General features: G+C 33.2%; 1 pseudogene. It reads left to right on the top strand.

Annotation, left to right across the window (positions count from 1 at the left end):
* Positions 1-226 (top strand): annotated as a pseudogene (locus EG849_RS15895) (Crp/Fnr family transcriptional regulator); the annotation flags it as partial.

Here is a 226-nt window from a genome sequence, read left to right as displayed (position 1 = left end):
AAATTTTGTCACTGCCCTGCCCAGCTTTATTAACCAACAAATTGCTGAAGAGTATTTACAAACCGTTGAAGAGTCGCAATTATTGTGTATTTCAAGAGCTGATTTTTATCATTTAGTAGCTTCAATACCGCAATTTTCAAAGATCTACACTGAGATTTTAGAGCTCGGTTTTATTATGGCACAAAAAAGAATTTATGGATTTCAAGGTTTTGATGCGTTAGATAAA

The organism is Flavobacterium macacae, assembly GCF_003865365.1.
GTDB lineage: Bacteria > Bacteroidota > Bacteroidia > Flavobacteriales > Flavobacteriaceae > Flavobacterium > Flavobacterium macacae.
This window is presented reverse-complemented; position numbering and strand designations above follow the sequence as displayed.